This is a genomic window from Halomonas sp. HL-93 (genome assembly GCF_900086985.1).
GTDB lineage: Bacteria > Pseudomonadota > Gammaproteobacteria > Pseudomonadales > Halomonadaceae > Vreelandella.
In genome coordinates, this window is record NZ_LT593974.1 from 2,151,314 (window position 1) to 2,173,235 (window position 21,922).

A 21,922-nucleotide genomic window follows, 5' to 3' on the forward strand; every position below is an offset into this window, starting at 1 on the left:
ATGCTCGCTTAGCTTGCAACCGTTGCCAGCGCTTTAAGTTGCGGTATGCTAGGCAGCTGAATATTGACCTATTGACCAAGGACGTACTTTGCTGACACTTCGACGTTTAGGGCTTGTATTACTGCTAGGGGCGTTACCGATATTGGCCCAAGCCCAGTGGTTCTCATCAAGCGATCAGAGTGACGATTTTCTTCCGGTGTCAGAGGCCTTTCAGCCGACGGCTTGGCATGACGGCGAGACATTATTTATTGGCGTCGAAAGCGCTGAGGGTTACTACCTCTATCGCCATCAGTTCGCAGTAGAGAGCCTTGAAAATGACGTAGAATTAGGCGAGCCCGACTTACCTGAAGGCACGTTTACCAACGATGAGTTCATGGGCGACGTGTATGTTTTCCGTGATCAAGTGATCATGGAAGTACCTCTGGAAAGCGCCTATTCGGGCCCTCTGGACGTCGATTTCACTTTTCAAGGCTGTGCCGACGAAGGACTCTGCTACCCCCCAGAGACGCTGTCTCTGCAAGCCACCGAAAGCCAGCCACCGAGTCAATTTGCCGACGAGCAGCCGTCCGCCACTTCCAACGAAGCACCCGCTTCCTCGCCATCGACAGCGCCAACTGAAAACGGCACCACCGCCGACACAACACAGGCACCCTCAGCGTTTGACGACAGTGAGGATATTGACGACGCACCAAAAAGCGCCGACAGCCGCTTTAGCACCTTGATGACCGATGCCAGTTTGCCTCTGGCGCTAAGCATTTTCTTTATAGCTGGCATCGGACTGACATTTACACCTTGCGTATTACCCATGGTGCCTATCCTGTCGTCGATTATCGTCGGGCAGCAACCCACCCGTCCTCGTGCTTTTCTGCTTTCGGCCAGCTATGTTCTCGGCATGGCAGCCACCTATGCCGGGGTAGGTGTACTGATGGGTCTGTTTGGGGCCGGCCTCAATCTCCAGGCGCAGTTGCAGTCTGCCCCCGTGCTGATCACCTTCACTATTCTATTCAGCCTGTTTGGCCTGGCGATGCTCGGCGCGTTTGACCTGCGCCTTTCGCCTCGCCTCGCTCAGCGCGTAGATGCCTGGCAGTCACGGGCTCAAAAAAGCGGCCCTGGGGGCTTGGCACTTGCCGGCGCCCTATCAGTGCTGGTGGTATCCCCCTGTGTAACAGCGCCCTTAGCCGGAGCACTGGTTATAATCTCGACCACCGGTGATGCCCTCACTGGCGGTGCCATACTGTTTGCGCTGGGCATGGGGATGGGCGTGCCGCTGTTACTCGTGGGTACTTTTGGTGCGACGTTACTCCCCCGTTCGGGGGCATGGTTGAACGGCGTCAAAACGGCGTTTGGCCTACTGCTGTTTGGCGTGGCTATCTGGATGATAGAACGCCTAATCCCCGCTCAGTTGACGCTATTACTCTGGGCGCTGCTTGCCATTGGTACGGCATTGGCATTGGGAGCCGTACAAACCAATACTCCTTCCGGCTGGCCCAAAGCCCGCCAAACACTGGGGCTTGTGCTGTTAACTTGGGGGATTGCCCTCACGATAGGGGCTGCCCTGGGGTCCCATAATCCGCTTCGCCCGCTACAGCTCCCAACCACCAGCACTAATGCCACTTCGGCACCGCTCGAGTTTCAACGTTTGGATCGGTTATCAGCGCTCGATAACGCTATCGACGAAGCTGAAGCTGCAAACAAGCCAGTCTTCGTCCATTTCACGGCGGATTGGTGCATCTCCTGCCGCCAGTTAGAACGTGAGGTTTACACTGACCCTGACGTTATCGATGAACTCTCAGGCTTTGAGCGTATTGCCGTCGATGTTACTGAGACCAATGCACAAAGCCGAGAACTGCTGGATAGTTACCAGCTATTCGGCCCGCCTAGCTTGTTATTTTTTCACCAAGGGCAAGAAGTGCGTGAGGCGCGCATTCAAGGCGACATTAATGCCACTGACTTTACCCAGCACCTCCGCGAATTGGCACGCTGGGTTGAGAATCGCTAGGCTGGCATAGGCGAGCACAGCGTAGCTAAGACGTGATAATGGGGCTACTTGTCGCGAATATCGTAAAACAGTCGTTTAAAAATACCATTAGGCAGCCGTTACACGATGGCTGGACATCGTTTGAGTTTTTCGGCACACTTCGCCCCATATTGTTTGAACTTCTGCTTTTATAAGCAGTAAAAAAGGGTAACGTTCGTCATCGTGCGGCGTTCTCTACATTTTTTCATTTGGTTTACTGCGCTATTAGAGCGTGGTAGGCACACCACTCTTAACAATAGTGACGGGGCTAGGTAATGGATATCCGCAAAGTTAAAAAGCTGATTGAACTACTTGAAGAGTCCAATATTAGCGAGATTGAAATCCAGGAAGGCGAAGAGTCTGTCCGTATCAGCCGCCATCCCAATGGCGCCACATGGCAGCCACAACCCATGCCTCAGTATGCCCAGCCAGCCCCGCAACAGGCCCCTGCTGCACCTGCCGTTAATACCCAGGCCTCTGAAGCAGACCCCATTCCCGGCAACAGCTATCGCGGTGAAGCCGTTAGCTCGCCAATGGTCGGCACTTTCTACCGCAGTCCGGCGCCGGGCGCCAAATCCTTTGTTGAAGTAGGCGACACCGTTAAACAAGGTGATACGGTTTGCATCGTCGAAGCAATGAAGATGATGAATCAAATTGAAGCGGACCGAGACGGCGTAGTGGAAGCCATTCTGGTGGAAGACGGTGAGCCGGTGGAATTTGATCAGCCCATGATCGTCCTCGCTTAATCCTTTATTTCAACACGGGTGGACTCTACCATGCTCGACAAGGTACTTATCGCCAACCGCGGCGAGATTGCCCTACGTATCCTCCGGGCCTGTAAAGAGCTAGGCATCAAAACCGTGGCGGTTCATTCCAAAGCGGACCGCGAGCTAATGCACGTGCGCTTAGCCGACGAAGCGGTATGTATCGGCCCAGCCTCCTCTGCACAGTCCTATTTAAATATTCCTGCGCTAATCAGCGCCGCAGAAGTCACCGATTCCAGCGCTATTCACCCCGGCTATGGCTTTTTATCCGAAAACGCCAACTTTGCCGAACAGGTCGAGCGATCAGGCTTCACGTTTATCGGCCCTCGCGCCGAAACCATTCGGCTAATGGGCGACAAAGTAAGCGCTATTGAGGCCATGAAAGTCGCTGGCGTACCTACCGTACCCGGATCAGACGGACCACTGGGTGACGACGATAAAACCAACCTCGCCATGGCTCGGCATATTGGCTACCCCATCATTATCAAGGCAGCCTCTGGCGGGGGCGGTCGCGGTATGCGGGTGGTGCACTCTGAAGGCCATCTTCTTTCCGCCATTAACGTCACACGTACCGAAGCCCACTCCGCGTTTGGCGATGGCACAGTCTACATGGAGAAATTCCTGGAAAATCCGCGCCATGTGGAAGTCCAGGTACTCGCCGACGGCCAAGGCAACGCGATTCACCTCTATGACCGGGATTGCTCGCTGCAGCGACGCCACCAGAAGGTCTTAGAGGAAGCGCCAGCACCCGGCATCGATCCTGAAGCGCGCGCCAAAGTATTGGAAGCATGTCGCCAAGCCTGCATTGAGATTAACTATCGTGGCGCTGGCACCTTTGAATTCCTTTACGAAGACGGTGATTTTTTCTTTATCGAAATGAACACCCGCGTTCAGGTCGAACACCCGGTAACAGAAATGGTAACCGGCGTGGATATTGTCAAAGAACAACTGCGCATCGCCTCCGGCCTGCCGATGTCGATTCGTCAAGAAGACGTAGTGCTGAACGGCCACTCCTTCGAATGCCGCATCAATGCCGAAGACGCACGGACATTCATGCCGTCTCCCGGCAAGGTCACGCTTTACCATGCGCCTGGCGGTCTCGGGGTACGCATGGACTCCCACCTTTATACTGGCTATACCGTTCCACCGCATTACGACTCACTGATTGGCAAGCTGATCACCTGGGGAGCGGACCGCGAAATCGCCTTAACACGCATGCGCAATGCGCTTGATGAACTGCTCGTTGAAGGCATCAAAACCAATATCGATCTGCAAAAAGATTTAGTGCGTGACAGTTACTTCCGCCAGGGTGGTGTCAACATCCACTATCTCGAAAAGAAACTCAGCAACTAACTCAACCTGAGTTTAATCAGCACGGGGTGGCCGCCAAACCACCCCGTCCCTTTTTGTGTTGCGGAGAACCGGCATGCCATGGCTTCAACTAAAAGCACACGTTCCGCCCGAGCAGGCAGAGCTTCTGGAAGAGCTACTGCTGGAAGAAGGAGCAACGGCGATTGGGTTTCAAGATGCCCATGATGAGCCGGTATTCGAGCCTGAACGCGGCACAACACCGCTATGGCAAGACACCGTTGTCACCGGGCTCTATGACGACCTCGAAGGCATTGACGCCATGCTCGCGCGCATCGAAGCCGCTTGGTCAGAACAGGTGCCCGACGAGCCCTGCCCTGCCATTGAATATGAGTTACTGGCGGACAGGGACTGGGAGCGCGAATGGATGGAGGATTTTACCCCTCTGCGCATGGGCCAGCGACTCTGGATTGTGCCAAGCTGGCACGAACCACCCGAGTCCGACGCCGTTAATTTGGTCCTCGATCCAGGCTTGGCCTTTGGCACTGGCACACACCCAACCACCGCACTGTGCTTGGAATGGCTTGATGAACTAGCAGTAAGCGGCCACCTCGCCGGGCAACAGGTGCTCGACATTGGCTGCGGCTCGGGCATCCTTGCCATTGCCGCATTAAAGCTCGGCGCGGCGCATGCCGATGGTACTGATATTGACCCTCAGGCACTGCAAGCAAGTCGGGAAAATGCCGAACGCAACCATATCGCTGAGACATCGCTGGCACTCTATTACCCAGAGCAACTGGCCGCACACGACTATCCGATTGTCACCGCCAATATTCTGGCGGGTCCACTGGTGGAACTCGCAAGTACCATTGCTGGCCACGTGGCCCCTGGCGGACGTATCGCTCTCTCAGGTATTTTGGCCAACCAAGCCGACGAGGTGCTGCACGCGTACCAAGAAGAAGGCCTGCACATGGAGCCGCCAACCGTTCGAGAAGGCTGGGTACGTCTTACCGGTCAGCGACCGGTTTAATTCAGTTAACCTAGCCTTCACCCCACCGCCGAGTAGGCGTATCATACGCCACCTCGAACGACCTGACGGTCGTTAACTGCATCATCGAAGCGCAACTGCCATGACCCTATCAACACCTCAAACGCTGAAGATCGGTCCCTACGCCTTGCCCAACCGGGTAATGCTTGCCCCCATGGCGGGTGTGACCGACCAACCTTTCCGCCAGCTGTGTCGACGGCTGGGAGCGGGTTGGGTGGTAGGCGAAATGGTCACCTCCGACCCGAGCCTCTGGCATACGCGTAAATCGAAGCTGCGCATGGATCATCGCGGCGAGCCCGGCCCCAGGGTCGTGCAAATTGCTGGGGGCGACGCAGAGATGCTTGCCCATGCGGCTAAATTAAATGCCGAGCTTGGCGCGCAGGTAATCGATATCAATATGGGCTGCCCGGCGAAAAAGGTCTGCAATAAAGCCGCAGGATCAGCGTTGCTTCGTGATGAAAAGCTCGTCAGCGAGATTCTCGAAGCGGTGGTCAGCGCCGTCGACATTCCCGTGACACTTAAAATTCGTACCGGTTGGTGTGCAGAGTCCAATAACGGCGTCAGAATTGCGCGGCTTGCCGAGGAAACCGGCATCCAATCGTTAGCGGTTCATGGCCGACATCGCGAGCAGCGCTATACTGGTTGGGCAGAATACGACACTATTGCCGATATCAAGTCACGTCTAGGCATTCCTGTGATTGCCAACGGGGACATTACCAGCCCGGAAAAAGCGGCAGATGTTCTGCGCTATACCCAAGCAGACGCGGTAATGGTGGGACGAGCGGCCCAGGGTAATCCTTGGATTTTTGATCAGATCCAGCACTTTCTTGAGCATGGTAAGCACCGCGCCAAGCCAAGCCTAGCAGAGCGCCGTGGCGTGCTAATTGACCATTTGAACGCTCTCCATGCGTTTTATGGGCCCACCATGGGCGTGCGCATCGCGCGTAAGCACCTGGGCTGGTATCTGAGTGATGATGACCGTTTTATCCCAGCGCAACGACGTGAATTGAAGCAGCAGTTCAACGGATTGGCATCCACAGAAACACAAATAAATTGGATCAACGACGCCATGGCCCCTGATGCCATCAAGCGTCTGCTAGCCAAAGGAAGCTATGCAGCATGACCGAACGCGACCTTGATCTCCTTTCCAGCGACAGTGCGCCAGATAGCCACGCACGGTTAAATGGCACACTGGCAGACCCTGCGGCCAGCACGCCGCCGCAGCCCCTTCGTGAAGCCGTTGAAACAGCGATGCGTCGCTACTTCGAGCATCTCGATGGCAGTCAGGCGACCGACCTGTACGCCATGGTGATGGCCGAAGTAGAGGCTCCATTGCTCACCTGCGTGCTTGAACACACCGACGGCAATCAAACCCGCGCCGCGGATGTGCTGGGCCTAAACCGTGGCACGCTGCGTAAGAAGCTAAAGCTTTATGGACTTATTGAAGGCGACGCCCCATAACCCGGGGCGTTATTGTTTATTCACTTTTTACTCTGCACACGAGCACCCTCATGGCTGATAGCACTGCGACCCCCGTCCGCCGCGCCCTTCTGAGCGTTTCTGATAAAACCGGTATCGTCGAGTTCGCTCGCGGCTTATCCGAGCATGGCGTGGAATTGCTCTCCACGGGCGGCACTTTCCGCTTGCTACAGGAGCACCACATTGCGGTGAAAGAAGTCAGCGAGCACACCGGCTTCCCTGAAATTATGGATGGCCGCGTAAAAACACTGCACCCTAAAATTCATGGCGGCATACTGGCTCGTCGCGGGCAAGATGACGAGGTCATGGCAGCCAACGATATCACGCCGATAGATATGGTCGTGGTGAATCTCTACCCCTTTGCCGCCACGGTCGCCAACCCCGACTGTACGCAGCAAGAAGCCATTGAGAATATCGACATTGGCGGTCCGACCATGGTCCGCGCCTGCGCCAAGAATCATGCCTACACCACTATTGTCGTCAATGCCGACGACTACGCCCGGGTGCTGGGTGAACTGGCGGCTCTTGATAGTTGCGTCAGCGAGGCCACACGCTTCGATCTTGCGGTGAAAGCCTTTGAACACACCGCTGGCTACGACGCGGCTATTGCCAATTACCTGGGACGCCAAGTGGAAAAGGCAGACGCCGACTTCCCGCGCACGTTCAACTTGCAACTGCATAAAAAGCAGGCCATGCGCTACGGTGAAAACCCCCACCAGCAGGCAGCTTTTTACGTAGAAGAAGATACCCATGAACCCAGTGTGGCAACGGCGAAAATGCTGCAGGGCAAACCGCTGTCGTATAACAATGTAGCCGATACCGATGCTGCCTTTGAGTGTGTCAAGGCTTTTGAAGACACCGCCTGCGTTATCGTCAAACACGCCAATCCCTGCGGCGTCGCCATCGGCGCCACGGCCTTGGAAGCCTACGACAAAGCTTTCGCTACCGATCCCACCAGTGCGTTTGGCGGCATTATCGCCTTCAACGTAGCACTCGATGCCGTCACCGCGCAGGCGATTATTGATCGACAATTCGTCGAAGTGATTATCGCCCCAGGCGTCAGCGATGATGCCGCTGCTATTGTGGCAGCCAAACAAAATGTACGCCTGCTGGACGTAAGCGCACACTGGCCCGGGGAAGCCAAGCCGGCATTTGACTTCAAACGCGTCAACGGTGGGCTGCTGGTACAACAACGCGACCACGGCATGGTAACGCGTGAGGCACTAACAGTGGTTAGCGATCGTGCGCCCTCAGAACAAGAACTGCGCGATCTATCGTTTGCTTGGCGGGTGGCCAAATTCGTCAAATCCAATGCCATTGTCTACGCCAACAATGGTCAAACGATAGGCGTCGGCGCAGGTCAAATGAGCCGCGTCTATTCCGCTAAAATCGCCGGCATCAAAGCCGCCGATGAAGGACTCTCTGTGCCAGGCTCGGTGATGGCATCGGATGCCTTCTTCCCCTTCCGTGATGGTATCGATGCCGCCGCCGCCGCAGGCATTACCGCTGTCATTCAACCGGGCGGCTCAATGCGCGATCAGGAAGTGATTGATGCAGCCAATGAGGCGGGCATTGCCATGGTGTTTACCGGCATGCGCCACTTCCGCCACTAACCCTTACCGCCACGCCCCTCATCAAAAAGCCCTCATCGTCGATGAGGGCTTTTGTGATACCTTCAGAACACGTCAAGAACGTGGCTCAACCAAGATCAATACATAGATACTTGGTTTCCAGATATTCTTCTAAGCCCTGATGGCCTCCCTCACGCCCCAAGCCAGAGGCTTTAACGCCGCCGAAAGGCGCCGCCGCGTTGGAAATCAGCCCGGTATTAATGCCGACCATGCCATATTCAAGCGCCTCGGCAACTCGCCACACCCGACCCAGATCACGCGAGTAAAAGTACGACGCCAACCCATACGGGGTGTCGTTAGCCATCTCAATGGCAGTTTCTTCATCGTCGAAGGGGAATACCGCTGCCAAGGGACCGAAGGTTTCTTCGTGGGCGACTTTCATTTCATGAGTAGCAAAGCTAATCAGCGTAGGGGTAAAGAAATTACCGCCCAGGGGGTGCGGGTACCCGCCCAATAACAGCTCGGCACCATGGTCCACAGCGTCTTGAACGTGTTCACTGACCTTATTGACCGCGTCCTGGTCAATCAACGGTCCGATATTGATATTGTCTTGCGTTCCATCACCCACATTTAGCTCGCTGTTCATTGCCACAGCCAGTTTTTCGCAAAACGCATTGATAACGCTCGACTGGACCAAGAAGCGATTGGTACACACGCACGTTTGCCCCGCGTTACGAAACTTAGCGGCCATGGCCCCGTCTACCGCAGCATCCAGGTCGGCATCCTCAAAGACGATAAAGGGTGCGTTGCCGCCCAGTTCAAGCGATATTTTTTGCACGTGCTCGGCGGCCTGCGCCATCAGCTTACGGCCTACTTCGGTTGAGCCAGTAAAGGTGATTTTGCGCACTTTGGGTGACTGGGTAAGCGCCTGGGCGATCTCGGCAGCGCTGCCCGGCACAACATTAAAAACGCCGCGAGGAATCCCAGCGCGCTCAGCCAGCATGGCGAGTGCCGTGGCGGAAAACGGCGTTTGGCTAGCGGGCTTAACGACAATCGTGCAACCAGCGGCCAGTGCAGCACCGGCTTTACGGGTGATCATCGCGGCGGGGAAATTCCACGGCGTAATAGCCCCTACCACCCCTACGGGCTGTTTGGTGACCACAATGCGCTGATTGGCATTGGCAGCAGGAATGGTTTCACCGTATGCGCGACGGGCTTCTTCAGCGAACCAGCGCAGGAAGCTTGCTGCGTAGGCGATTTCACCGGCTGCTTCTTTTAACGGTTTGCCCTGCTCATAGGTCATCAGCATGGCAAGGTCTTCCTGGTGCTCGAGCATCAGGTCATGCCATTTGAGCAGTAAATCTGCTCGCTCTTGGGCCGTAAGACCACGCCACGAGGGCAGCGCGGCATCGGCCGCCTCAATGGCACGTTCGGTCTCTGCTTTACCCAGCCTTGGCATATCGCCCACAGGCTTGCCAGTGGCTGGGTTGAGTACGTTGATCTGATCTCCACTGTCGGCCGCTACCCAACTTCCATCAATATAGGCAAATGGACAGTACAGCTGCGTCTCTTTCAGCGCTTCCATGACAGACTCCTGCCCCCGGTAAGGGACTCATCAGCAAATTAACCTCTTCATGCTATGACGAAACAGGGTAATAGACCAACCGTACTGGCCCATCATATAACGTCTGGTTTAGCTGACCAGCGTTAAAAACTCCTGACGCGTCGCTTGATTAGCACGGAAAGCGCCCAACATTACGGAAGATGTCATACTGGAATTTTGTTTCTCCACGCCCCGCATCATCATGCAAAGGTGACGCGCCTCAATAACCACCGCCACGCCTCGCGCTTGAGTAACCTGCTGCACCGCCTCGGCGATTTCGCGGGTCAAATTCTCCTGAATCTGCATACGACGAGCGTACATATCGACGATCCGGGCAAATTTGGAAAGCCCCAGCACATTTCCACTCGGCAAATAAGCAATATGGCATTTACCAATAAACGGGAGCAGGTGATGTTCACACATTGAGTACAGCTCGATATCTTTAACCAGCACCATTTCGTCGGTTTGTGACTCAAATACGGCACCGTTAATAATTTCCTCTAGCGACTGATGATAGCCCGCCGTTAAAAACTGCATCGCTTTCGCTGCGCGCATCGGCGTATCTTTTAGTCCCCCACGCTCGGGATTCTCTCCCAGTGCGCTAATGATATGTCGATAGTGGTGGGCGATATCATCCGTCATGGTAAGCCTCGTCGAAAGGTTTCGAACGCGCTGAGGAAACCCCTGACGCGCCAAATAGAGCTGACTACTGCCCGCTAGATCTACGTAGCATCACGCAGCGCAGACATTAATGTACAATTAATATAATTTATAGAAGTCATGTACAATATTTTAATCGATTGAGATCGAAAAAAACGCATTTTACCGCACCCTACCCCAATATCACCATGCGTTACGCAAACCATCGGGGGGATTTAAGCATCATCAACTGCTGCTCAAGCTGACGAATATGCTGATCCCAGTAGCCTTTATCGGCGACCCAGGGAAACGCCCGTTGAAATGCGGGATCTTCCCAGCGGGACACCAGCCATGCGCTATGCCGAATTAGCCGATAGGCGCGAAGCGGTTCAATCAGTGCAACTTGCTGGTGAGGGAAAGGCCGGCTTTCTTCGTACCCTTCTACAATCTCACTCATCTGGCGTCGCCATTCCTCAGGCTCATTTGCCGACAGCAACATCCAGATATCCTGAATTGCCGGGGCCATTAAGCAATCATCAAAATCGACTAGCGAAAAGTGCTCATCACGCCCCAAAATGTTGCCCAAATGACAATCACCATGACAGCGTATCATCACATCATCCTCCCACTGGTGGGGCGCAAGCGCTTCCAGCATACGGGTGATAACACTTTCATAACCTCGCCGCTGATGACGATCCAAGCGCTGACTATCCAACACCCGCTGCTGGGAGTTTAGCACCCCGTCCACCAATACCAAACGCGGACGGTGGGCAAACGTTGCTTTGCTTGAAACATCGTGCAGTTGGCCCATCAACTCACCCAAAGCAAACAGATGAGCATCATTGTCTAGTTCGGGCGCCTGGCCCGGACAATGGTGAAACAGCGTGAAGCGAAACCCTTCGTAATGGTGCTGACTCCGACCACTGGCATCACGCCAAACAGCAGCTACCGGCACCCCCGCTTGGCTAAGCTCAGAAAGAAAGTCGTGCTCCTCCTGAATAGTCGCGTCTTGCCAGCGCTCTGGACGATAGAACTTGATGATCCACTGCTCCCCTTGGTCATCGCGGAACATCATTACTCGGTTCTCATAGCTGTTTAATGCAAACGGTTCCGACGTTGGCCATATATCCAACGACTCAACCGCCGACATCACAAGGCCGGGAGAGAGTGAGCGAAAAGCATGCGTCATGATGACTCCAGAGACAGTCAAAAAAGAAAATAAAGAAGAGAGCGAGGAGCTAACGATTAATCGAGCACAAGCGGCGTGCGCGCGGCCGCCCAAATATCCACGCGACGAGCACCTGCACGCCGCAATGCCAGTGCTAGCGCATGGGCCGTCGCCCCTGTCGTAACAACATCGTCAACGATTCCAACATAAGCTGGCGGTGGTGAGTTGACCACAAAAGCGCCCGCCAGGTTGGCAAAACGCGCCTGCCGGTTCAAGCGACGTTGCGAAGGCCCTTGTTTGGTTCGCTCGACCTCAAACATTGGCACACCGCTGCGCCGCCCTAATTCAGCGGCAAGCCAGCGCGCCTGGTTAAACCCGCGGTCGCGGGCACGCTCGGGCGTCATGGGTACGGGCAGTATTGCATCAAACGGGGGCGATGGAAGGCTTGCCAGCATCAGCTCACACAGCAACATGCCCGCCCTAGGCTTGGCGTCAAATTTAAAATCGCGCACCAGCGCATTGATGGGAAACTGATAACGCAAAGCCACATGGGCCGCCTCAAATGCAGGACGCTTACTTAGGCAATGGCCGCACCAGGTTTGATGATCCCCGGCTAGCTCGTCACCACAGCGCGGGCAGGCCGGTTGATTCCAGGGCAGCTGTTCATAACAGGCAGAGCACCAGCTTGCGTGCCCCTCAAGCGGTGCCAAACAAAACGCGCAATAGCCGGGTAGCGCGCGCTTCACGATATCACTGCTTCCTGCTATCCAGCGTTTCCACAACATGGGCGCTCCCTCGCAAGCGAATCAAACACTTTATGATTGACTTTATATAAAACGCTGATAGTATACGCCTCGTTCCGCGGATGTGGTGGAATTGGTAGACACGCTAGATTTAGGTTCTAGTGCCGTAAGGCGTGGGAGTTCAAGTCTCCCCATCCGCACCAATTCAGATTTATCGTATACCCCTTCTCCTGCTAATCCCGTATTGCTCCCCCTTGCATGCCTCTGCTATTGCCTAACGTTATTTGATTAATACTGTCTGAGCTAATGCGCGCCCATTATATGCATTTTTTCTTATATTTATAAGGCAAGAGTTATTCTCCCACTGGCATCTTCAGCGTATTGGGCTAGCTTTTCTTCTATCTCTTAAGCACCCAATAATCCAACAGGCTAAGGAATGCTTCCATGGAATGGCTAAACGACAATGCACAGGCAATTTCCGCTATCACAAGCATCCTAACGCTCGGCGTTTGGTTCTTTTACGCGCAGTTGTTATATAACGGCTATGTACGCCAGCGACGGCCTCGCGTGATTATCAACCGGGGCCTCGGCACCGGGCAGAACGCGCTGTGTTTAATCAGCAATATGAGTAGCGAATCCATCTATATCCAGCATGTAGTGGCGATACTCCACACTGAACAACGCAGCTATCAGGTCGACGTTGCCGAGTATCAGGAAGAAAAAGAAGACAAACAGCAAGAAAAGTCCATCAGAAGCCATCAGGGGCCTCTAGCCTCCGGCGATTACCTACATATGCAGCGTTTCGCTGACATCGCCGAGCAGATCCGCGCCACCTGGCAATTGGATAACAACATCTTTGAACAGCCCAATCTGCAGTTAGAACTGCGCGTGATTGCGATCTATGGCTCGGAGGATCGGCCCATCGGGGCTTCACGCACTTTTTATTTGAGGGATCCATCGACCTCCAAGCCCGCATTAATCCCCGTCAGTGTGGATACCAGGCGTCTTAACAGTCGCCTTCAGCGACGTAAAGTGAAGCGTTGGGCGGAAGATATCGACAACCTGGAATCGCGCTAAGCAGCTGCTAAAAAGGCCGCGCTAATACGCCACGGCCAGTGCTGCACCATTCAGTTAGAGTCGTAATCCGCCATCGCACTCGATGATACGCCCCGAGAAGTAATCATTTTCAATCACAAAGGCCACACTCTGGGCAATATTATCCGGCTCACCCAGGCGTTTGAGCGGCACCTTCGACGCAATACGTTCCAGCATATCCGGGCGCATGGAGGCAGTCATTTCGGTATCGATGAAGCCCGGCGCTACCGTTCCCGTTCGAATGCCGTATCGTGCCAGTTCATTCGCCCAGGTGACCGTTAATGCATGCACTCCGGCCTTGGCGGCCGCGTAATTGCTTTGCCCGGGATTCCCCGCTTTAGAGATACTGGAAATATTAACGATCACGCCTTCGTGATGGGCTTCAATCATTTGCGTCGCTGCTTCGCGGCCACACAGAAATACGCCTGTCAGATTAATATCGATGACCCGTTGCCACGCCGCCAGCGACATACGCGTTTCTACCTGGCCCTCTTTGGCTTTCACCATTAAGGCATCGTCGGTAATGCCCGCGTTATTGACACACCCGCTAATCGGACCTTGCCTATCGGCAATCTCGGCAAATGCCTGCGCAACGGACGCCTCATTGGCGACATCGACGATCACCCCCTGCGCATCGATTCCCTGACCGGCAAGCCTGGAGACAGCATCATCCAATGCTTCACCACTAATATCCAGCAATGCCAGCCGTGCCCCTTGCTGCCCTAAACGTAGCGCCACGGCGTAGCCTAAACCTTGCGCGCCCCCGGTTATTGCAATCACCCGACCATCCAGCTTCATTTAACGCTCCTTTCATCAGCCTTTCATTTAATCCACATAACGGCTCAAACTGACACGCAAACTATCCCCCGGCAATCCCCCAAAGGCGCAACTGGGCTTACATACACTATTTAGCACGGCTTGTTTTTCAATCAGACTGTCACCATATTTACTGCGACGCCTATAACGGAGTTTGTTATGCCTATTTTGGTTTTTGTTTCCCTGTTCACGTTGCTTGATTTTGTCATCCTGTTTTCAATTGGCAGCCAAATCGGTTTGTTAACCACCCTGCTACTGGTGATTGGTACGGGGATCGTGGGGCTCCATCTCATTCGTAAGGAAGGCGTGGCGACATTTGCCCGTGCTCGCCAGCGTATGCAGGCAGGCGAAATTCCTTCCAACGAACTGTTTACCGGGGCCGCGCTGATATTTGGCGGCGCTCTGTTAATGGCACCTGGCTTTCTGTCCGATGCCCTCGGTCTTGCGTGCCTGATACCAAACGCGCGCCACCTGCTATTTAAACTGCTCACAGCGCTCGGCCTTAAGGCCACAGTGCAGCGCTCGACGGGGCATCACGAGTCACATACCTATCAAAAAAGCGAGTCTCGCTATCACCAGCACGAGAGCGCATCATCCGCCGGGCAGCCACAAGGCCCGATTGAAGGCGACTTCATTAGTCGAGACGAGCCGAAACATCGCCGATAAGGGCAGAGAGGCTAAAAACAAGCCCTCAAGATTTTTTTATGAGCGCCCCCTTGAAAGGTCATCCGCAGCCCCCATTTTTCAGGCAGCACACAAGTTCGGTAACCGCTTCACTATAAAGTGGTTGCCATTAACAGCGAAGACGTCTTGTCTTCATTTTTCGCGGGCTCTGCCCACGAAAACCATCAACATTAACCGCCCTGATTTGGGCTTTGACGATACTCAGGAGAACGTGAGCATGAATATCCGTCCTTTGCACGATCGCGTCGTCGTCCGTCGCGTGGAAGAAGAGCAGAAAACCGCTGGCGGCATCGTGCTTCCGGGCAATGCGCAGGAAAAGCCTACCCGTGGTGAAGTTCTCGCCGTAGGCAATGGTCGCATTCTAGAAAGCGGTGATGTTCGCCCTCTCGACGTGAAAGTTGGCGACAGTGTGATTTTCAAAGACGGCTTCGGCGTTGAAAAACAGAAAATCGACGGCGAAGAAGTCTTGATCATGAGCGAAGCCGATATTCTGGCAGTTGTCGAAGGCTGATCATCGCCTCGACCGCTTACTTACTTTCCCATTTTTCTGAATTTATTAGGAAGTAACGAACATGGCAGCTAAACAAGTCAAGTTTTCCGATGATGCTCGTAAGCGCATGGCGCGTGGCGTTGACGTTCTCGCCAACGCAGTAAAAGTTACCCTGGGCCCGAAAGGACGCAACGTCGTTCTTGAGAAATCCTTTGGTGCGCCCACCGTCACTAAAGACGGCGTCTCGGTCGCCAAAGAAATCGAACTGAAAGACAAGTTCGAGAACATGGGCGCTCAGATGGTTAAAGAAGTCGCTTCGCAAACGTCTGACGTTGCGGGCGACGGCACCACAACCGCCACAGTTCTGGCCCAGGCCATCATTGCGGAAGGCCTGAAAGGCGTGACCGCCGGCATGAACCCGATGGATCTCAAGCGCGGCATCGACCAAGCCGTCTCGGCAGCCGTCAAAGAAATCCAGGCGATGTCAGTGCCCTGCACCGACACCAAGTCCATTGCCCAAGTCGGTACTATCTCGGCCAATGGCGACAAGCGTATCGGCGAGATCATTGCCGAGGCGATGGAAAAAGTGGGTAAAGAAGGCGTCATCACCGTTGATGAAGGTCGCGGCTTCGAAGACGAGCTGGAAGTCGTCGAAGGCATGCAGTTCGACCGTGGCTACCTGTCGCCCTACTTCGTGACCAACCAGGACACCATGTCCGTTGAACTGGAAGATCCTTACATCTTGCTCGTGGATAAGAAGATCTCCAACATCCGCGAACTGCTGCCGGTCCTCGAAGCCGTTGCCAAGCAAGGCAAGCCGCTTGCCATCGTTGCCGAAGACATCGAAGGCGAAGCGTTGGCCACACTGGTCGTGAACAACATGCGCGGTATTGTTAAAGTCGCGGCCACCAAGGCGCCTGGCTTTGGCGATCGCCGCAAGGCCATGCTTCAGGACATCGCGATCCTCACCAACGGCACCGTGATTTCTGAAGAAGTCGGTCTGACCCTCGAGCAGGCGAACCTGGATCACCTGGGTACCGCCAAGCGCATGACCATGACCAAGGAAAACACCACCATCATCGATGGCGCCGGTGTTGAGGCAGACATCGAAGCACGTGTTAACCAGATTCGCACTCAGATCGAAGATACGTCTTCTGACTACGACAAAGAGAAGCTGCAAGAACGTGTCGCCAAACTGGCGGGCGGCGTTGCGGTTATCCGTGTCGGTGCGGCCACCGAAGTTGAAATGAAAGAGAAGAAAGCCCGCGTTGAAGACGCGCTGCATTCGACTCGCGCCGCCGTTGAAGAAGGCGTTGTGCCTGGCGGTGGTACCGCACTGGTTCGCGTCATGGCCAAGGTACAGGGTCTGACGGGTGATAACGAAGACCAGAACCACGGCATCAACATGGCGCTCCGCGCCCTGCAGTCGCCGCTGCGTCAAATCGTGAGCAACGCTGGCGAAGAACCGGCTGTGATCATCAACCGCGTGAAAGACGCTGAAGGCAACTTCGGCTACAACGCGCAAACCGGTGAGTTCGGCGACCTGTTTGAAATGGGTGTGCTTGACCCGGCCAAGGTAACGCGTTCCGCGCTGCAGTCTGCGGGCTCTGTTGCTGGTCTGATGATCACCACCGAGTGCATGATCGCCGACGACCCTGAAGAGAAAGAAGCCGCGCCAGACATGGGTGGCATGGGCGGAATGGGTGGTATGGGCGGCATGATGTAATTGCCCCCCGAGCCTTATCGCTCTGACGGTTAGCCGTCATCAAGAACCCCGCCCTGTGCGGGGTTCTTGTCGTTAAAGCATGGTAAAATCGCTGTTTTCCATTGCTATTCAGGCTGTCTTATCACCGTGCTTTCCAATATTCGCATTGTGCTGGTGCAAACCTTTCATCCCGGCAATATTGGCGCCACCGCCCGGGCCATGAAAACCATGGGCTTGACGAACCTGGTGCTGGTCAACCCGCGTCAATTTCCCGACGAGGAAGCCACTCGCCTTGCCGCTGGCGCCACCGACGTACTCGACAGCGCCCGGGTGGTCACTCAGCTCGACGAGGCAGTGAGTGACTGTGTTCAGGTTATCGGGGCCAGCGCAAGGCTGCGCAGCCTCCCCTTGCCACATTTTGAAGAACCCGACGACATGGCCCAGGCGGTGACCCAGAACGCGCAGCATGCGCCGGTAGCACTCGTGTTTGGCCGTGAGCGTTCAGGGTTAACCAACGATGAAATTCGCTGTTGCACGCATCAGGTAAGTATTCCCGCCAATCCAGACTATGGCATTTTGAACCTATCCCAAGCCGTACAGATCCTTGCCTACGAGGTGCATCGCGCGTGGCGTAAGCGCGACGGCAGCGACTATGTCTATCAGCAGCCTGCTGAAAGCACGCCACCTAGCCGCGAGCAATTCATGCACTTTCAAGACCATTTGGGTCGATTGATGCAGCAAAGCGGCTTTATCACCCAGCCCCATGCGCGCACCGAGGAACAGCTGCAAGCGCTGTTTACCCGCGCCCAACCAAGTCGCAAAGAACTGTCCCTGCTGCGGGGCTTGCTAAGCGCCTTTGAGTCCCACCTGCCTGATCGGTAAATCGGATCGAGCAGGCATCGGGGGCCATCATCAGGGCATCAGCCTGGCAATCCCCCACCAAGCTCACAATAAAAAACGGCGAGCTATGCTCGCCGTTTTTGACACTGAAGGTAAGGCTAATTAACGCGTCAGCCATGCGACCAATGCCTCGGCAGTAGGTGCAGAGGAAGGTGGGTTTTGGCCGGTAATCAGTTGGCCATCTTCACGCACATAAGGGGTAAAGTCGTCGGCTTTGCTGTAGATACCGCCACACTTCTGAAGCGCGTTTTCTACTAGATGAGGCACAACATCCGTCAGCCCGACGGCATCTTCTTCACCGTTGGTAAAGCCGGTCACTTCGCGACCTTTCACCAGCGGTTCGCCATTCGTGTCTTTCGCATTGACCAGCACAATAGGCGCATGGCAGACCGATGCCACCGGCTTACCTTGCGCGATAAAGGTTTCGATCAGCTTGATAGAGTCTTTATCATCGACCAAATCCCAAAGCGGGCCATGGCCGCCCGGATAAAATACCGCATCGAAATTATCAGCGCTCATATCACTTAAGCGATGGGTGGCGGCAAGTTCAGCATTGGCCTGTTCATCCTGCTTGAAGCGCCGCGTTTCGTCGGTCTGGCTATCTTCAGCATCGCTTTTCGGGTCTAGCGGCGGCTGGCCACCTTTAGGCGACGCCAGCGTTACCTCGGCGCCAGCGTCTTTGAACACATAGTAAGGGGCGGCGAGTTCTTCCAGCCAAAACCCGGTCTTGTCGCCGGTATCACCTAGCTGATCATGAGACGTCAGGACCACCAAAATACGTTTGCTCATCTAACTTCTCCTAGCGTGATGCGTTCAAAACTACGCTTAACACTCTTCTAGGTGGGGGCATATCCGCTGAGTTGCAAGCCGATTCCAGTTGTCCTTCTCGCCCTGGAGGGTTAAAGCGTCATCGCCGCCAGCCAGCCGAAGCCGATCAGCGGTAGGTTGTAGTGCAGGAAGGTCGGCACCACGCTGTCCCACATATGATCGTGCTGTCCATCCACATTCAGCCCTGCGGTTGGGCCAAGCGTCGAGTCGGATGCCGGCGAGCCCGCATCTCCCAAGGCCGCCGCGGTACCGACCAGCACCACGGTCGCCATGGGGGAGAAGTCGAACTGAACGGCGAGCGGCACAAAGATGGCGGCAATGATGGGAATCGTCGAAAACGACGAGCCGATGCCCAGGGTGATGAACAAGCCAACCAGCAACATGACCAGGGCGGCCAGGCCGCGATTATCACCGAACAGGTCAACAGCGCTGGAGACGAGTGTGTCGATATCGCCGGTGGTTTTCATGACCTCCGCAAAGCCTGCCGCCGAAATCATGATAAAACCAATAAGCGCCATCATGCGCATCCCGCTGGTGAACAAGTCATCGGCCTCGCGCCATTTAAAGATACCGCCCAGCGACAGCAGGCCGATACCCACCAGACCGCCCAGTATCATCGAGCCGCTATACAGCTGAAGCCCGAGGGCGGCGACAATGGCAACCCCCGACATGACCAGCCCAAGCATATGGGGCTTGGCGGGCGTGGCTGAATGCCCTGCCGACGTGTTCGCTAACGGCTTGGCCGCATAATCACGACGGCCGCGATAGCTGAAGCTTAGCGCCACGATCAACCCCATCAGCATCCCGCCGACGGGTATCGCCATGGCCATGGGAAGCATGTCGCGGGTAATCTCCAGTCCCAGCGGCTCCCCCGCACTGTTAAGATTGGCCAATAGAATATCGTTGAGAAAGATCGCCCCAAAGCCAACGGGAAGCAGCATGTAAGGAGCCGTCAAGCCGAACGTCAGCGCACAGGCCACCGCCCGACGGTCTAGCTGTAAGCGGTTCATGACGACCAGCAGAGGTGGAATCAACACCGGGATAAACGCGATATGCACGGGGATCGCGTTCTGGGACAGAATCGCGACCAGCACGACCGCGGCCAACAACACCCACTTCACGCTATTTTGGTTGGCCGCATGGGTTTCTTTCCCAAGCATTCTGATCAATACGTTGGCCAGCATGTCAGGAAGCCCAGAGCGGGAGATCGCCACGGCGAACGCCCCCAGCGTCGCGTATGCAAGCGCCACCTGGGCGCCACCGCCTACCCCATCGTTGAAGGCCTCAAGCGTCTGATCCATTGAAAGCCCGCCCACAAGCCCCCCAACTAACGCGCCCACGATAAGGGCGAACACAACCGACACCCGCGCTAGCGAGAGCGCGACCATGACAAGTACGGCAATAATTACGGCGTTCATCAATCTTCCTAAAGCAAAGCAATGAAGTGGTCAGCGAGAAAACGCGGGATTTTATCAGAGAAAACACCTACATGAGGCGTCTTTTGCCTGATATAACACTTATTTACGCCACTACCACTTTAGTCACACCCCTATTGCTGCCATGCAACATAATGCCTAGTATCCGCGGTTCGCTTACTTCGCGTTTATCTAAATTAAACTTTACCCAGGAGCCCGCATGAGCACACTTGCTATCGTTATTTCGTTAATGCTGCTCATCTTCTTTGCTTACCGTGGGATTAGCGTCTTACTGCTAGCCCCTCTGATGGCCGCACTCGCCGTCACGCTCTCTGGTGACGTTGCCTTCTTACTGCCTATTTACACCGACACCTTTATGGGAGCGCTGGGTGATTATGTTATTCAGTTTTTCCCGCTGTTTTTGTTGGGCGCTCTGTTTGGCCAGCTTATGGCAGACTCCGGCGCGGCCCAGGCAATCGCCAACGGCATTGTCAATAAACTGGGCACCCAGCATGTGGTGTTAACGGTGGTGATCGCCTGCGCAATTCTTACCTACGGAGGGGTGTCGCTGTTCGTGGTGGCATTCGCCATTTACCCGATCAGCCGTGAACTGTTTCGTCGCGCCAACGCGCCTAAGCGGTTGATTCCAGGCGCTATTGCGCTGGGCTCTTTCACCTTCACGATGACCGCCCTTCCCGGCACACCGGCAATTCAAAATGCCATTCCCATTCCCTACTTTGAGACCAATAGCTTCGCGGCACCCGGCCTTGGGATTATCGCCGGGCTTATCATGCTTGGGTTAGGCACTATCTATCTGCAGTCACGGGTGAAGCAGGCGGCCGCCAAAGGCGAAGGTTATGGCCAGCATACGGAACGCGAAGCCGAACAGACTGACACCGAAAATACTGACGCCTCTGCCACCTCGATGCACATGGCCATCGCACTGATTCCCTTGATTATGGTGATTGGCCTGAATGCCCTTCTCACTTACGGCATCTTCCCGTCACTTGACTTGAGCTTCATCAGCGATGAATTTGAAGACGTGTCGCCAAGTGGCCAAACCGGCCTGTGGTCGATATTAATTGCCCTGCTGAGCGCATCGGCCTGGCTCATCATCAGCCAGTGGAAACGCTGGGCCAACCTGAAAGGCACGGTGAACAACGGCTGCTTCGGCTCACTGCTACCGATTTTCAACACCGCCTCCGAGGTCGGGTACGGTGCGGTAATTGCCAGCCTTGCCGGCTTTGCATTGATTCGCGATGCGGTGCTTAACGTGTCACCAGGCAATCCGCTTATTTCCGAGGCCATGGCGATGAGCGTACTGGCGGGCATTACGGGGTCGTCTTCCGGTGGCTTATCCATTGCGCTGGAAACACTGGGCAGCGAATACCTAACGATGGCCCAGGAAGCCGGCATCGACCCCGAACTGATGCACCGCGTGGCCACGATTTCTGCCGGCGGCATGGATACCCTGCCGCATTCCGGGGCCGTCATAACGCTACTGACCATATGCGGGCTAACCCATCGGCAGTCCTACGGTCACGTGGCCATGGTCACCATCGTGTTGCCGATTGCCGCCCTGATAAGCGTCATTACCCTCGGCACCCTGTTCGGCAGCTTCTAAAAGCGGGGCTAGGCACTACCTTTTC

General features: G+C 55.2%; 20 protein-coding genes and 1 tRNA gene. 14 read left to right on the plus strand and 7 right to left on the minus strand.

Annotated elements, in window-relative coordinates; translation table 11 throughout:
* Positions 1–88: 88 nt before the first annotated feature.
* The 7 genes from dsbD (at position 89) to purH (ending at position 8,229) form a co-directional block, all read left to right on the plus strand.
* Complete coding sequence (gene dsbD / locus GA0071314_RS09940) at positions 89–1,999, plus strand: protein-disulfide reductase DsbD (RefSeq protein WP_074396494.1); 1,911 nt, start codon at positions 89–91, stop codon at positions 1,997–1,999.
* A 293-nt stretch (positions 2,000–2,292) separates the two neighbouring features.
* Positions 2,293–2,763: an acetyl-CoA carboxylase biotin carboxyl carrier protein gene (accB, locus tag GA0071314_RS09945; RefSeq protein ID WP_074396495.1), complete on the plus strand. Its 471-nt coding sequence runs from the start codon at positions 2,293–2,295 to the stop codon at positions 2,761–2,763.
* A 30-nt stretch (positions 2,764–2,793) separates the two neighbouring features.
* Complete coding sequence (gene accC / locus GA0071314_RS09950) at positions 2,794–4,134, plus strand: acetyl-CoA carboxylase biotin carboxylase subunit (protein WP_074396496.1); 1,341 nt, start codon at positions 2,794–2,796, stop codon at positions 4,132–4,134.
* 73 nt (positions 4,135–4,207) lie between these two features.
* Complete coding sequence (gene prmA / locus GA0071314_RS09955; RefSeq protein ID WP_074396497.1) at positions 4,208–5,119, plus strand: 50S ribosomal protein L11 methyltransferase; 912 nt, start codon at positions 4,208–4,210, stop codon at positions 5,117–5,119.
* A gap of 100 nt (positions 5,120–5,219) precedes the next feature.
* Positions 5,220–6,260 (plus strand): tRNA dihydrouridine synthase DusB, encoded by a 1,041-nt coding sequence (gene dusB, locus GA0071314_RS09960; protein WP_074396498.1) that lies wholly within the window; start codon positions 5,220–5,222, stop codon positions 6,258–6,260.
* The gene (gene fis / locus GA0071314_RS09965; protein ID WP_074396499.1) at positions 6,257–6,598 is read left to right on the plus strand and encodes a DNA-binding transcriptional regulator Fis; all 342 of its coding nucleotides are present in this window, start codon (positions 6,257–6,259) and stop codon (positions 6,596–6,598) included. Before dusB ends, fis begins: the two co-directional genes overlap by 4 nt.
* 50 nt (positions 6,599–6,648) lie before the next feature.
* Positions 6,649–8,229 carry a bifunctional phosphoribosylaminoimidazolecarboxamide formyltransferase/IMP cyclohydrolase gene (purH, locus tag GA0071314_RS09970; protein WP_074396500.1) on the plus strand — a complete coding sequence of 527 codons (1,581 nt, stop codon included), beginning with the start codon at positions 6,649–6,651 and terminating at the stop codon, positions 8,227–8,229.
* Between the two features lie 85 nt (positions 8,230–8,314).
* On the opposite strand, the gene GA0071314_RS09975 is transcribed toward purH, so the two are convergent.
* The 4 genes from GA0071314_RS09975 to GA0071314_RS09990 all read right to left on the minus strand — a co-directional run bounded on the left by GA0071314_RS09975 (position 8,315) and on the right by GA0071314_RS09990 (position 12,382).
* Positions 8,315–9,772, minus strand: a complete 1,458-nt coding sequence (locus GA0071314_RS09975) for an NAD-dependent succinate-semialdehyde dehydrogenase (protein ID WP_074396501.1) — start codon at positions 9,770–9,772, stop codon at positions 8,315–8,317.
* Positions 9,773–9,880: 108 nt separating this feature from the next.
* Positions 9,881–10,432, minus strand: coding sequence for a GTP cyclohydrolase I FolE (gene folE / locus GA0071314_RS09980; RefSeq protein WP_074396502.1), 552 nt, complete (start codon positions 10,430–10,432; stop codon positions 9,881–9,883).
* 211 nt (positions 10,433–10,643) lie between these two features.
* Positions 10,644–11,618 carry a serine/threonine protein kinase gene (locus tag GA0071314_RS09985; RefSeq protein WP_074396503.1) on the minus strand — a complete coding sequence of 325 codons (975 nt, stop codon included), beginning with the start codon at positions 11,616–11,618 and terminating at the stop codon, positions 10,644–10,646.
* Positions 11,619–11,674: 56 nt separating this feature from the next.
* A complete protein-coding gene (locus tag GA0071314_RS09990) occupies positions 11,675–12,382 on the minus strand; it encodes a ComF family protein (RefSeq protein ID WP_074396504.1) in 708 nt (235 codons plus the stop codon).
* Positions 12,383–12,458: 76 nt separating this feature from the next.
* Between GA0071314_RS09990 and GA0071314_RS09995 the strand changes: the two genes are divergently transcribed.
* A tRNA-Leu gene (locus GA0071314_RS09995) sits at positions 12,459–12,543 on the plus strand.
* A gap of 241 nt (positions 12,544–12,784) precedes the next feature.
* A complete protein-coding gene (locus GA0071314_RS10000; RefSeq protein ID WP_074396505.1) occupies positions 12,785–13,417 on the plus strand; it encodes a hypothetical protein in 633 nt (210 codons plus the stop codon).
* A 54-nt stretch (positions 13,418–13,471) separates the two neighbouring features.
* Here the strand turns inward: GA0071314_RS10000 and GA0071314_RS10005 are convergent, their stop codons facing one another.
* Positions 13,472–14,233 (minus strand): SDR family oxidoreductase, encoded by a 762-nt coding sequence (locus GA0071314_RS10005; protein WP_074396506.1) that lies wholly within the window; start codon positions 14,231–14,233, stop codon positions 13,472–13,474.
* 177 nt (positions 14,234–14,410) lie between these two features.
* On the opposite strand from GA0071314_RS10005, the gene GA0071314_RS10010 reads away from it, so the two are divergent.
* The 4 genes from GA0071314_RS10010 to GA0071314_RS10025 all read left to right on the plus strand — a co-directional run bounded on the left by GA0071314_RS10010 (position 14,411) and on the right by GA0071314_RS10025 (position 18,012).
* Positions 14,411–14,917, plus strand: coding sequence for an FxsA family protein (locus GA0071314_RS10010; protein WP_074396507.1), 507 nt, complete (start codon positions 14,411–14,413; stop codon positions 14,915–14,917).
* 235 nt (positions 14,918–15,152) lie between these two features.
* Positions 15,153–15,446: a co-chaperone GroES gene (locus GA0071314_RS10015; RefSeq protein WP_027335617.1), complete on the plus strand. Its 294-nt coding sequence runs from the start codon at positions 15,153–15,155 to the stop codon at positions 15,444–15,446.
* 61 nt (positions 15,447–15,507) lie between these two features.
* Complete coding sequence (gene groL / locus GA0071314_RS10020) at positions 15,508–17,151, plus strand: chaperonin GroEL (protein ID WP_074396508.1); 1,644 nt, start codon at positions 15,508–15,510, stop codon at positions 17,149–17,151.
* Between the two features lie 126 nt (positions 17,152–17,277).
* Positions 17,278–18,012 (plus strand): RNA methyltransferase, encoded by a 735-nt coding sequence (locus GA0071314_RS10025; RefSeq protein WP_074396509.1) that lies wholly within the window; start codon positions 17,278–17,280, stop codon positions 18,010–18,012.
* Positions 18,013–18,132: 120 nt separating this feature from the next.
* On the opposite strand, the gene GA0071314_RS10030 is transcribed toward GA0071314_RS10025, so the two are convergent.
* Positions 18,133–18,819: a type 1 glutamine amidotransferase domain-containing protein gene (locus GA0071314_RS10030; protein WP_074396510.1), complete on the minus strand. Its 687-nt coding sequence runs from the start codon at positions 18,817–18,819 to the stop codon at positions 18,133–18,135.
* A 110-nt stretch (positions 18,820–18,929) separates the two neighbouring features.
* Positions 18,930–20,276 carry a Na+/H+ antiporter family protein gene (locus GA0071314_RS10035; RefSeq protein ID WP_074396511.1) on the minus strand — a complete coding sequence of 449 codons (1,347 nt, stop codon included), beginning with the start codon at positions 20,274–20,276 and terminating at the stop codon, positions 18,930–18,932.
* Between the two features lie 217 nt (positions 20,277–20,493).
* On the opposite strand from GA0071314_RS10035, the gene GA0071314_RS10040 reads away from it, so the two are divergent.
* Positions 20,494–21,897, plus strand: a complete 1,404-nt coding sequence (locus GA0071314_RS10040; RefSeq protein WP_074396512.1) for a GntP family permease — start codon at positions 20,494–20,496, stop codon at positions 21,895–21,897.
* Positions 21,898–21,922: the final 25 nt, after the last annotated feature.

Bases quoted from the DNA above. Each gene is read 5' to 3' on its own strand.
- prmA (WP_074396497.1), top strand. From the start codon at position 4,208: ATGCCATGGCTTCAACTAAAAGCACACGTTCCGCCCGAGCAGGCAGAG.
- GA0071314_RS09975 (WP_074396501.1), bottom strand. From the start codon at position 9,772: ATGGAAGCGCTGAAAGAGACGCAGCTGTACTGTCCATTTGCCTATATT.
- folE (WP_074396502.1), bottom strand. From the start codon at position 10,432: ATGACGGATGATATCGCCCACCACTATCGACATATCATTAGCGCACTG.
- GA0071314_RS10035 (WP_074396511.1), bottom strand. From the start codon at position 20,276: ATGAACGCCGTAATTATTGCCGTACTTGTCATGGTCGCGCTCTCGCTA.
- accC (WP_074396496.1), top strand. From the start codon at position 2,794: ATGCTCGACAAGGTACTTATCGCCAACCGCGGCGAGATTGCCCTACGT.
- accB (WP_074396495.1), top strand. From the start codon at position 2,293: ATGGATATCCGCAAAGTTAAAAAGCTGATTGAACTACTTGAAGAGTCC.
- GA0071314_RS10005 (WP_074396506.1), bottom strand. From the start codon at position 14,233: ATGAAGCTGGATGGTCGGGTGATTGCAATAACCGGGGGCGCGCAAGGT.
- groL (WP_074396508.1), top strand. From the start codon at position 15,508: ATGGCAGCTAAACAAGTCAAGTTTTCCGATGATGCTCGTAAGCGCATG.
- GA0071314_RS09985 (WP_074396503.1), bottom strand. From the start codon at position 11,618: ATGACGCATGCTTTTCGCTCACTCTCTCCCGGCCTTGTGATGTCGGCG.
- GA0071314_RS09990 (WP_074396504.1), bottom strand. From the start codon at position 12,382: ATGTTGTGGAAACGCTGGATAGCAGGAAGCAGTGATATCGTGAAGCGC.
- GA0071314_RS10030 (WP_074396510.1), bottom strand. From the start codon at position 18,819: ATGAGCAAACGTATTTTGGTGGTCCTGACGTCTCATGATCAGCTAGGT.
- purH (WP_074396500.1), top strand. From the start codon at position 6,649: ATGGCTGATAGCACTGCGACCCCCGTCCGCCGCGCCCTTCTGAGCGTT.
- GA0071314_RS10000 (WP_074396505.1), top strand. From the start codon at position 12,785: ATGGAATGGCTAAACGACAATGCACAGGCAATTTCCGCTATCACAAGC.
- GA0071314_RS10040 (WP_074396512.1), top strand. From the start codon at position 20,494: ATGAGCACACTTGCTATCGTTATTTCGTTAATGCTGCTCATCTTCTTT.
- fis (WP_074396499.1), top strand. From the start codon at position 6,257: ATGACCGAACGCGACCTTGATCTCCTTTCCAGCGACAGTGCGCCAGAT.
- GA0071314_RS10010 (WP_074396507.1), top strand. From the start codon at position 14,411: ATGCCTATTTTGGTTTTTGTTTCCCTGTTCACGTTGCTTGATTTTGTC.
- dusB (WP_074396498.1), top strand. From the start codon at position 5,220: ATGACCCTATCAACACCTCAAACGCTGAAGATCGGTCCCTACGCCTTG.
- GA0071314_RS10015 (WP_027335617.1), top strand. From the start codon at position 15,153: ATGAATATCCGTCCTTTGCACGATCGCGTCGTCGTCCGTCGCGTGGAA.